The sequence below is a fragment of the Arthrobacter sp. Dra40 genome, assembly GCF_059091905.1.
This window is the reverse complement of the sequence record NZ_JBNHHB010000185.1, coordinates 1-10,097: the sequence shown is the minus strand read 5'-3', so window position 1 is coordinate 10,097 and position 10,097 is coordinate 1. Positions and strand designations below refer to the sequence as shown.

General features: G+C 66.7%; 11 protein-coding genes. 4 read left to right on the top strand and 7 right to left on the bottom strand.

Translation table 11 applies throughout. From position 1 onward, the window contains the following. From AC5RWT_RS30270 to AC5RWT_RS30255, 4 genes are all read right to left on the bottom strand, one after another. Positions 1-1,360: HNH endonuclease (locus AC5RWT_RS30270; protein WP_494083439.1), on the bottom strand; the 1,360-nt coding region annotated here is incomplete at its 3' end. Between the two features lie 701 nt (positions 1,361-2,061). Continuing rightward, positions 2,062-2,610 carry a dihydrofolate reductase family protein gene (locus AC5RWT_RS30265; protein WP_494083438.1) on the bottom strand — a complete coding sequence of 183 codons (549 nt, stop codon included), beginning with the start codon at positions 2,608-2,610 and terminating at the stop codon, positions 2,062-2,064. A gap of 26 nt (positions 2,611-2,636) precedes the next feature. Continuing rightward, positions 2,637-2,861 (bottom strand): hypothetical protein, encoded by a 225-nt coding sequence (locus AC5RWT_RS30260; protein WP_493967482.1) that lies wholly within the window; start codon positions 2,859-2,861, stop codon positions 2,637-2,639. Further along, positions 2,858-4,240: an inorganic phosphate transporter gene (locus AC5RWT_RS30255; RefSeq protein ID WP_494083437.1), complete on the bottom strand. Its 1,383-nt coding sequence runs from the start codon at positions 4,238-4,240 to the stop codon at positions 2,858-2,860. Before AC5RWT_RS30255 ends, AC5RWT_RS30260 begins: the two co-directional genes overlap by 4 nt. A 330-nt stretch (positions 4,241-4,570) precedes the next feature. Here AC5RWT_RS30255 and AC5RWT_RS30250 point away from each other — a divergent pair, with 330 nt between their 5' ends. Beyond that, positions 4,571-4,930: a nuclear transport factor 2 family protein gene (locus AC5RWT_RS30250; protein WP_494083436.1), complete on the top strand. Its 360-nt coding sequence runs from the start codon at positions 4,571-4,573 to the stop codon at positions 4,928-4,930. A gap of 62 nt (positions 4,931-4,992) precedes the next feature. After that, complete coding sequence (locus AC5RWT_RS30245; RefSeq protein ID WP_494083435.1) at positions 4,993-5,613, top strand: L-threonylcarbamoyladenylate synthase; 621 nt, start codon at positions 4,993-4,995, stop codon at positions 5,611-5,613. A gap of 13 nt (positions 5,614-5,626) precedes the next feature. Here the strand turns inward: AC5RWT_RS30245 and ligD are convergent, their stop codons facing one another. After that, entirely contained in the window at positions 5,627-6,649 is a 1,023-nt protein-coding gene (gene ligD, locus AC5RWT_RS30240) for a non-homologous end-joining DNA ligase (protein WP_494083434.1), read from the bottom strand. 49 nt (positions 6,650-6,698) lie between these two features. On the opposite strand from ligD, the gene AC5RWT_RS30235 reads away from it, so the two are divergent. Continuing rightward, entirely contained in the window at positions 6,699-7,373 is a 675-nt protein-coding gene (locus AC5RWT_RS30235) for an alpha/beta hydrolase family protein (protein WP_494083433.1), read from the top strand. A 93-nt stretch (positions 7,374-7,466) separates the two neighbouring features. On the opposite strand, the gene AC5RWT_RS30230 is transcribed toward AC5RWT_RS30235, so the two are convergent. Further along, on the bottom strand, positions 7,467-7,901 hold the full coding sequence (locus AC5RWT_RS30230) for a YybH family protein (RefSeq protein ID WP_494083432.1): 435 nt from the start codon (positions 7,899-7,901) through the stop codon (positions 7,467-7,469). A 224-nt stretch (positions 7,902-8,125) separates the two neighbouring features. On the opposite strand from AC5RWT_RS30230, the gene AC5RWT_RS30225 reads away from it, so the two are divergent. Continuing rightward, positions 8,126-8,578 carry an SRPBCC family protein gene (locus AC5RWT_RS30225; protein ID WP_494083431.1) on the top strand — a complete coding sequence of 151 codons (453 nt, stop codon included), beginning with the start codon at positions 8,126-8,128 and terminating at the stop codon, positions 8,576-8,578. 38 nt (positions 8,579-8,616) lie between these two features. Here AC5RWT_RS30225 and AC5RWT_RS30220 read toward each other — a convergent pair. Continuing rightward, a partial coding sequence (locus AC5RWT_RS30220) for an elongation factor G (protein WP_494083430.1) occupies positions 8,617-10,097 on the bottom strand: 1,481 nt, incomplete at its 5' end.

Sequence of the window (10,097 nt, the reverse complement as noted above, 5' to 3'; positions counted from 1 at the left end):
TGGCGAGCGTGGTCCGGCCGCCCGCGGACCAGGCAACGACGTGGTCGATATGCCGGATCGGGGCGTCGCACCACGGCCTGCGGCAGTACGCGTCGCGGGCCACGATCATCCGGCGCAGCCCGTCCGGAAACTTCCGCGCCGACGAGTCCATGCCCAGCAACTGCCCGGACCCCGGCGCGGTATAGAGCCGGCGCACCCAAATGTCTTCCACCCCGCCCTGCACCAACACCCTGTCCCGTTGGGCTTGTTCCCGGGCCGTTTTCCACCCAGGCTCCGTGCCCGCAGGCGGCGCTTTCTGCCCGGACTCCGTGCCTGCAGGCGGCGCTTTCTGCCCGGCACCGCCGGGCGACACGTTCCACCTCGACCCGCTGCCCGGCGGGCGGCCGGGGAGGATTTGTTCTGCCGGCCATGGTGCAAGGTTTGGGCCGGCTTCGCCGCCGGACGTGGCAGGCGGTCCCGGGTCGGGCTCCTGCGGCAGCCGGATGAGGTTCCGGGCGTACTGGGCCGGGACCACGCCGTACCCGGTCAGCCACGCCGGCTCCGCCTCGCCCTGCAGCAAGGCCCGGTCGGTCATCACCAACTGGACCTCCAGCCGGGCCGGGTCCGCGGTGCTGCGGCCGGTGACGCGTTCAAACACCGTATCGGCCATCAACTGCCCCCGCGACCTGGCATCCCCGGCGTTGCGCAGCCGGTCCGCCTCCTGGTTCAGCGCCGCCATCACCGCCACGCCCTGGACCACCGGCAGCACCGTCCGGACCGAGACCATTGTCTCCGGCTCCGGCCTGGCAGAGACATGCCGGTCCGCTTCGGCCTGCGCCGCCCGGTCCACCACCGAACGCGGTTCCAGCCGGTACGCCAGCCGTTTGGCCTCGGCCCGCAGCGCCCGGTTCCCCAGCCCGTGCAACCGGCCCCAAGTCCCCGCCAGCTCCTCATCCACGCGGGCCCGGTGCGCGGCGCTCAGGCAGCCGGTCTCCTGGACCAGGATCTCCGCCCGGTACTCACTCAGCTTCCCCGCCGCCAAAGCGGCCAGGGTGTGCGGCATCTGCCCCACCAGCGTTTTGGAGAGGTTCAACAGAACCGCGGCACGGTGCGGAGACTCCCGCCGGGCCAACCCGACCTGCGCCGCCACCCCCGCCCCCTGCCGGTCTTTGGGGGTCCCGGCGGCGGCACGGCGGGCGCGGACGGAGTTCTCCAGCGCCACCTGCGCCCTGGCCTGCGCGGCCGCGGCAGCGGCCTTCAGATCCTCCAGCGCCGCGATCTCATCCACCAACTCCCTCTCCCCCGCATCCAGATTGATACCGGACAAGGCACCGGCCCACAACCGGATCTCCCCCGAGCCGTGAACTGTGGCAGGACCCACTGGCGCAGTGACCCGTCCAGCACCCCGAACCGCTCCGCCGGCAGCAGGCGATGCTGCGACGCGAGGTTCGGGTGCTGCCGGATCAAACATGTCGGTGTCTCAATCTTCAGCATGCGTGCTTGCACGGCATCGAATAGGAGCGGACACGAACCCCTGACGGGTCCATGGACGCCACCGGAACTACAACCCGGAGGCCAACATTGGTGCTGAACTGCTACTAAACCCAGACTATTGGCTGGGTCTGACATTTTCGCAGGACACGGCAACCCTCACCGGCAGCCGCAGATGTGGAGTCATAACCCCCCGGTTCAGAGTCGCCAGAACCTCTGGCGGCGGACAACGCGGACCGGACAACGCGGATGGGACTCCGCAGGCGAAAACACGCTGGCGGATCGCGAAGACGGCAATACCACCGCGTCCCGGAACGTGCGCCCGCATGATCGGGCCCGCGCAGAAAGCACTGGAAGAGGACAGGAACATCGGACTCAACTGAGGGACCGCCTGAGCGGACCCATCAGACGGTCCGGCCCGCGCAGAAAGCACTGGAAGAGGACAGTGGTATCGGACCCAACAGGCGGGACCGCCCACCCCCCATCAGACGGTCCGCTCACCCGGCAACGCGCAAGCGGGACCGCCTGGACCGGACCCGCAGACGGTCCGCGCCAGAACGGACCCATCAGGCGGGACCGCCTGGAGGGGAGCTAGGTTGTCGCTGGCGCGAGGTCGTAATGCATCTCCACCAGATCGCCCAAGGTGCGGCTGGCAAGGAGCCGAGCCGGCGCCGTCGTACTGGAGACAGGCAACAGCGGCTGTCCACCGCCCAGCATGACCGGCACGAGGGTGAGGATGAGTTCGTCAAGCAGGCCGGCGGACGCATATTGGGCAGCGAGTTGACCGCCGCCTACCAGCCACACGTCTTTGTCGCCTGCGTCGGCGCAGATGCTCTCATGGAAGATGCCGACATCGCCGCGCACAAACGTGATGTCGGCTCCCGGGATGCCCGGCAGCTCGTGATGGGTGAAGACCCACGTCGGCGTCGAGCCGTAAGCCCAGTCCTCCGGCGCCTCCTTCAGCAGGAACTTATACGTCTCGGAACCCATGACGATGGACCCTATGCGCTGCATGAAGGTGTCAAAGCTGTCCTTGACGCCAACGGCGTCGTTGAACTGCATGAGCCAGTCGAGCTTGTTGCTGCGGTCGGCAATGTACCCGTCCACCGAGCTGCCGACGTAGTAGATAGTCCTCGCCATGGGCCCATGCTAGCCAGCGGGCCGCACTAGTGGAAGGCTGGAACGATCAGATAGATGCCGTACAGCACCGCGGCAGCCGCCACCGCGAAGCTTAGGTAGGCAAGACCGCGGTAGGTGCCGCGGCGCGAAGCAGGCGCATCTGAGGCGACAGCGAGCAGGCGCACGCCAAGCCCGTAGGAGCCCACCACGAGCAGGGCCGAGACCAGTGTCGCCACGGCGACGATCAGGAAGGCAATCCAGTTAATGGTCATCGTGCCGCTCCTTGATCCGTGCCGCCTTGGCCGTCAGTGCTTCGTATCTTGGCGGCGCGTACCGCCGCAGCCTGGGTTTTAGTCCGGGCATCAGGCGGCGCCGTCGGGCTCTTCCCATCCATCGGTTCCGGCGCGTTCGGCGCCTGGGCGCCCTCGGGACCGCCTTGATCTGAGCGGAGTCCGGCCTGCTCGTGCGCCCTCTTCTTCGCCGTGGCCCTGCGCTTTTTCTTGCGCTTGATCTTGACGATCTCGCCCACCTGGTCCACGTCGCTGATGGCGTTGTCGTGGCTCACCCGGCTGCGCTTGGAAATGAGGTACATCAGACCGATTACCAGTACACCGGCGACGGCGTCAATGACGATCCCGGCGACGCCCACATGGGCGATGGCTGCGGCCAGTGCACCTATGCCACCGGCAGCCGGCAGGGTCAGCAGCCATCCGATGCCGATGCGCCCGGCTGTTCCCCAGCGGACTGTGGCGCCCTTGCGGCCCAGCCCCGAGCCAATCACCGAACCGGAGGCTACCTGCGTGGTGGACAGCGCGAAGCCCAGATGGGAGGAGGCCAGGATGGCCGACGCCGTAGCGGATTCGGCGGCAAAACCCTGGGCCGGCTTGACCTCGGTCAGACCGGACCCCATGGTCCGGATGATGCGCCAGCCACCGCTGTAGGTACCGATGGCGATGGCCAGAGCGCAGGAGAGGATCACCCAAAACTCGGGACCGGTGCCCGCCGCTTGGAAACCGCCGGCGATCAGCACCAGGGTGATGACGCCCATCGTCTTCTGGGCATCGTTGGTTCCGTGGGCCAGGGCCACCAGCGAGGACGAGAAAATCTGGCCGTAGCGGAAACCACCGCGTTTGGGGCTCGCAGCGCTCTCGTCGCGTTTGGTGATCCAGTACGCCAGCTTTGTCCCCAGATACGCCACGCTTCCGGCAATCAGGGGAGCCAGAATGGCCGGCAGCAGCACCTTGGACATCACGACGCCGTAGTCCACCGCCTGCAGCCCCGCGCCCACAATGGCCGCACCGATCAGTCCGCCGAAGAGCGCGTGGGAGGAACTGGAGGGCAGCCCCATCAGCCACGTGATCATGTTCCACACAATGGCACCGATCAGGCCGGCGAAAATCATCACCGGCGTGATTTGAATCCCACCCTCGCCCTCCCGGATCAGGCCACCCGAAACGGTCTTGGCCACTTCGGTGGACAGGAAGGCTCCCACGAGGTTCAACACCGCCGCGAGAGCCACCGCGGTCTTGGGCTTGATTGCCCCGGTGGCAATCGGCGTTGCCATCGCATTAGCGGTGTCGTGGAAGCCGTTCGTGAAGTCAAAGAAAAGCGCCAGCACGACGACGAGCGCGACTATGAAGGTGAGGTCCACCTAGTACCCAATCTTGTTGGAAGAGTTCATGTGAAATTCGTCGGACCGGGGGTTGTGAACTCAACCTTCCGGCGAACCGCCTTCCGATTGTAGAGCGCCGGGAGGCCTGCGCAAACCACGCTGGGCGCGTGCCTCAATCGTGCCGGCGCCGCAGCATCAACCGTGGCGGCGCCGTGTGCATCAACCGTGCCATCGCCGCGTGCCCAAACGGTGAAGGGAGGACCGCGAAGGGCCCAGGCGCGCACGGGCACATCATGCGATGTCCGTCCCGGCTGCCGGCGTGGGAACGCAGGGGTTGTCCACCCGGCAGGGCCACAGTAAAACGGTGGGATGGACCCGAAAACTGCGGCGTGGATCGAGGCCTACCGGCAGGCATGGGACACGAATGATCCGGATCAAATCGCAGAGTTGTTCGCCGACGACGCCGAATACCGGACCGAGCCCTGGACGGAACCGTGGCGCGGCCGGAACAGCATTGTCCAGCACTGGCTGGCACGGAAGGATGCGCCCGGCGCCGCAGCGTTCAATTGGCACGAAGTCGCGGTCACGGGCGATGTGTCCGTGGTGGAAGGGACGACGGTCTACCGGGACGGGCCAACCTACAGCAACCTGTGGGTCATCCGCTTGAACAGCGAAGGCCGGGCCACCCGATTCACCGAGTGGTGGATGAACCATACAACCGCTTCCTAAACGGTCAGGACGAACGTGCGCCCGGGTACATCATCCGGTGCCGGTGGTCGTAAGCTCAGGGGATGGCGAGATACTTCGACGTGCACCCCAAGGATCCCCAGCCGCGGTCGATTGGCCAGATCGTGGACCTTGTCCGGTCCGACGCGCTGATCGTGTACCCGACGGATTCCTGCTATGCGCTCGGAGCGCAGCTGGGCAACAGGGACGCCTTGGACCGGATTCGAAGCATCCGACGGCTCAACGACAAGCACCACTTCACCCTCGTCTGCAAGGACTTTGCCCAACTGGGACAATTCGTGCACATCGACAACCGGGTCTTCCGCAGCATCAAAGCGGCCACGCCGGGAAGCTACACGTTCATCCTGCCGGCCACCAAGGAGGTTCCCCGCCGCCTGCTGCATCCGAAGAAAAAGACCGTCGGCGTCCGCATACCCGCGAACAACGTGGTCCAGGCGATCCTGGGAGAACTGGGAGAGCCGCTGCTTTCCAGCACGCTGCTGCTGCCGGACGATGAGGAACCGCTGACCCAGGGCTGGGAAATCAAGGAGCGGCTCGACCACGTGGTGGACGCCGTTGTGGATGCCGGCGACTGCGGGTCCGATCCCTCCACCGTCGTCGATTTCTCCAGCGGTTCTGCCGAGGTTGTCCGTCACGGGGCCGGCGACCCGTCCCCGTTCGAATAGTTTTCCCGCCGGGTCAGTCTTGCTTGCGGGCCCTGCTGGGCTGGACCCGCGGGGGCTCTCCGGGCATCTTGGGATAATCCGGCGGAAACGGCATCTCCCCCAGACCGGAGGCCAGGTCGCGCTCCCACCATTGCAGCAGGACGTCGATTGTGCCGGGCTCATCGTGCATGCGGGCCCAGGGGTCACCGGTGGTCTTCAACCGGTCGGGAACCGTGGCGATGGTGAAATTCTTCGGGTCGGCCGTTTCGAGTTCGTCCCATTCGATCGGGCAGGACACCGCGGCGTGCGGCAGGGCGCGCGGGCTGTAGGCACCGGCCATGGTCCGGTCGCGGTTGGCCTGGTTAAAGTCCACGAAGATCCGTTCGCCGCGCTCCTCCTTCCACCAGGAGGTCGTCACTTTTTTGGGCATCCGCCGCTCGATTTCCCGGGCGGCCGCAATGACGGCGTGGCGCACGTCCAGGAATTCGTGGGTTGGCTCGATCGGGGCGAACATGTGCAGGCCGCGGTTGCCGGAGGTTTTGATGAACGCCGTGAGCCCGGCCTCCGCCAGCACCGACCGCAGCTCAAGCGCTACCGGGATGGCGTCGTCGAACGACGTTCCCGGCTGCGGATCCAGGTCGATGCGCAGTTGGTCCGGGTTGTCGGAGTTCTCCGCACGCGAGGGCCACGGATGGAATACCACGGTGTTCATCTGCACCGCCCACACTGCCGCGGCCGGCTCATCGAGCACCAGTTGCGGATGCGAGCGCGCGCTCGGATAAACCACCATCACCGACCGGACAAAGTCGGGCGCGCCTTTGGGCGGGTTCTTGGAGAAGAACTGCTCGCCCTCGATCCCCTCGGAGAACCGTTGCAGTGACACGGGGCGGTCACCGTTGGCGCGGATGAATGCCTCACCCACCTCCGCGATGTAGCGCGCCAGGTCCAGTTTGGTGATCCCCAACTCGGGCCACATCACCCGGCTGGGACTGGAGATGCGCACCTCGCGCTCACCGTGCGGTCCGTCAACCGTCAACGTCGTCTGTTCGCTGGCCATGGAAACACCTAAACACACCACGGCCCTTCTGGCGAGGCATGATGGGTGCATGCCCACCACCGAGTCCCCCGTCTCCATCGATGCCGGCGCCACCACCGTCTCCGGCGTTTACGCCCGTCCAGAGTCCCCCACCGCAACCCTCGTGGTGGCCCACGGGGCGGGCGCGGGCATGGATCACCCATTCCTGGCGGGCTTCACACAGGCACTGAACGGCGACGGCGTTGCCACCTTGCGCTTCAACTTCCCCTACCGGGAAGCCGGCAGAAGGTTCCCCGACCGCCCGCCGGTTGCGGTCGAATCCTGGCGGGCAGCCATGCAGGAAGCGGCTGCCCGTTCGGAAGGAGAACCGCTGTGGGCCGCCGGAAAATCCTTTGGCGGCCGAATGGCCTCGATGGCCGTTGCCGAGGGGATGCCGGCCGCCGGCCTGGTGTATCTGGGCTATCCGCTGCACCCGCCGGGGAAACCGGAAAAGCTCCGGGACGAGCACCTGTACGGCCTCTCCGTGCCCATGCTGTTCCTGCAGGGAACCCGCGACACCTTCGCCATCCGCGAGCTGCTTGAGTCCGTCGTCGAACGCATTGGGCCAAACGCCGTGCTCGCCTGGCAGGAAGGGGGCGACCATTCTTTCGCGGTGAAAGGCCTCAAACGTTCAGCGGCCGACGTCGGTGCCTCCTTGGCGGCGACGGTGGCGGATTTCGTCAGCAGAGACCCGCACCGTTTGTAAGTGCCCGCGCCGTCCTGCTTCGAGGGGTACCGTCAACCCGAGGCGAGGCCCGCGTTCCCGTCGGCGACCCCAACCTCACTGCCTCAGTGAGGACTACTCAGCATCGGCAATCGAGTCGATGGTCCGTGTGGAGGTGATTGGATCCGCATGGCGGTGCGCCACCTTCCACTGGCCGTCCTCCAGTCGGAAGATGGTTGTGACCCGCAGGGATACCGGGAGCACTTCATCCGAGCCGTCGAGCTTGGCCCGGGTCCGCTCGATTTCCACCATGTAGGCCACGTCTGTTCCGGCGTACTCGGACACCCGCTCGAACCGGCTGGGCTCGCCCTCGCTCAGCAGGGAGGCGGCCCGTTCCATGGTCTCCTCAATCCGGTCCCTTCCCCGGGCAGGCGGACCGAGCGGATTCGCGAGCGTCACGTCATCCCGTCTCGAAAACAGTTCCTTCTGCAGCGCAGGGTCCCCCCGGACGAACGCATCCAGGGCCTGATGGTAGCTTTCGACGATCGGCTCAAGATCGGACCAAGGCATGATTCCTCCTGCTGCCGCCGCCGGTTTCGAACCGTTGGCGCTGGCTGGCCGTTGATACAGCCATGGTCCCACCGGAGGCCCGGGACGTCCACGACCTGCCGGCCTGGCCCTTCCGACGAGGATGCCTGGTCCCGCAGCCGGGCCCGGGTCCCGGGATTACGATAGGCAAGCGGAGGGTGCGATGCCCCGGCCCTTCCGCGCAGCCTTGCCTGAGGAAGAATCCGATGACCGAGCGAAGCAGCGGACACACGCTGGAGTTGGAGTTCATCCTGGACGCGCCGTGTGAACACGTTTTCCGCGTGCTGACGGAGCCCGCCGAGCTGGTGAAGTGGTGGGGCCCCGAAGGTTTCACCACACCCGTAGCCACGCTCGACCCGACGCCCGGCGGCAGTTACCGGCTGACGATGAAACCGCCCGGGGGCCAGCCCTTCCACCTGACCGGCGAATTCCTGGTGGTCGATCCTCCACACCGCCTTGTGTACACCTTTCGGTGGGAGGAACCTGCACCGGATGACCGTGAAACGGTCGTCGAACTTGTCCTCGAACCTTCGCAGCGCCGCACGCGGCTGGCACTCTCCCACGGCGCATTTGCTACCGAAGAACGGCTCAACCTTCACCGCGCCGGCTGGACGGACGCCCTCGGCAAACTCGCCCGTGCCGTCAGATCCGGTATCTGAGCGCACGTCTGGGTTGAGGGCCGGCCCGATCGGGCGCCTTACCGCCGCGCCATCTCGTGCGCCGCGCCCGAAGGCACCGGGTCGTGCCGCAGGTACGCGCGCCGGAAGTGCCCCGTGCCGCCGGTCAGGGCGCGAAGGTCGATGGCGTAGCGCAGCAATTCCTGGTCGGGGACTTCGGCGCTGATTTCGCTGACGTCCCCGCCAGCCGAATCCGATCCGGTCAGGCGCCCGCGCCGGGTGGAGAGGTCACTCATCACCGTCCCCACATAGTCGTCCGGAACCGTGATCGTCACAGCGGAAACCGGCTCGAGCAACTGGATGCGTGCCGTCGCAGCGGCTTCCCGCAGGGCCAGGGCACCGGCAGATTGGAAAGCCGCGTCGGAGGAATCGACGCTGTGGGTCTTGCCGCCAACCAGCGTCACGCGGATGTCGACGACGGGGAAACCGGCCGAGACGCCTTTTTCCATCTGCGCCCTGACACCTTTCTCGACGGACGCAATGAACGGCCCGGGGATGATTCCCCCGACGATTTTGTCCACGAACTCGAAGCCGGTGCCCCGCTGGAGCGGTTCCACTTCGATCTCGCAGATGGCGAATTGGCCGTGTCCGCCCGATTGCTTGACGTAGCGTCCGCGTCCGGTGGCCGCTTCCGCGAAGGTTTCGCGCAAGGGGGTGACGACGTCGACCGTCCGCACGTTTACGCCCTGCCCGCGCAGCCTGTCGAGCACCACGTCGGCGTGTGATTCGCCCATGCACCACAGGATGAGCTGGTGCGTCTCGGCGTGGCGCTCCACCCGGAGGGTCGGGTCGCCTGCGGCCACCTTGGCCAGGCTCTTCGCCAGCGCTGCTTCATCATTACGCGTCGCAGCCTCCACCGCGACCGGCAACAGGGGTTCAGGCATGTCCCACGGTTGGATCAGCACCGGCTGCTCCCGTGCCGACACCGTGTCGCCGGTCTCGGCGGTCCCGATCTTGGTCAGCGCGCAGATATCCCCGGCGATGCAGGAGGACACCGACCGCAAGGTCGCGGCGAGCGGGGCGTGCAGGTGCGTGACCCGTTCGTCACTGTCGTGGTCGGCGTGGCCCCGGTCGGCCAGCCCGTGTCCGGACACGTGGATGGCAGAGTCGTCCTGCAAGGTGCCGGAGAACACCCGTACCAAGGACACCCGGCCGAGGAACGGGTCCGTGGTGGTGCGAACCACTTCCCCGGCGAGCGGTCCGTCGGGGTCGCAGCGCAGCGGGGTGCTCCGCGAACCATAGAGTCCGGTCACAGCCGGTATCTGACGCTCGAGCGGGGACGGGAAGGCCCGCTGGAGCATGTCCAGCAGCTCCACGATGCCGAGCCCCGTTTCCGACGAGGTGGCCAGCACCGGGTAGAACGAACCGCGTGCGACGGCGGTCTCCAGGTCCGAGAAGAGAACATCAAGGCCGATGTCCTCGCCGCCGAGGTAGCGGTCCATCAGCGACTCGTCTTCGCTCTCCGCAATGATGCCTTCGATCAGGGCACTCCGGGCGTCCT

Bases quoted from the DNA above. Each gene is read 5' to 3' on its own strand.
- AC5RWT_RS30265 (WP_494083438.1), bottom strand. From the start codon at position 2,610: ATGGCGAGGACTATCTACTACGTCGGCAGCTCGGTGGACGGGTACATT.
- AC5RWT_RS30250 (WP_494083436.1), top strand. From the start codon at position 4,571: ATGGACCCGAAAACTGCGGCGTGGATCGAGGCCTACCGGCAGGCATGG.
- ligD (WP_494083434.1), bottom strand. From the start codon at position 6,649: ATGGCCAGCGAACAGACGACGTTGACGGTTGACGGACCGCACGGTGAG.
- AC5RWT_RS30235 (WP_494083433.1), top strand. From the start codon at position 6,699: ATGCCCACCACCGAGTCCCCCGTCTCCATCGATGCCGGCGCCACCACC.
- AC5RWT_RS30245 (WP_494083435.1), top strand. From the start codon at position 4,993: ATGGCGAGATACTTCGACGTGCACCCCAAGGATCCCCAGCCGCGGTCG.
- AC5RWT_RS30260 (WP_493967482.1), bottom strand. From the start codon at position 2,861: ATGACCATTAACTGGATTGCCTTCCTGATCGTCGCCGTGGCGACACTG.
- AC5RWT_RS30225 (WP_494083431.1), top strand. From the start codon at position 8,126: ATGACCGAGCGAAGCAGCGGACACACGCTGGAGTTGGAGTTCATCCTG.
- AC5RWT_RS30230 (WP_494083432.1), bottom strand. From the start codon at position 7,901: ATGCCTTGGTCCGATCTTGAGCCGATCGTCGAAAGCTACCATCAGGCC.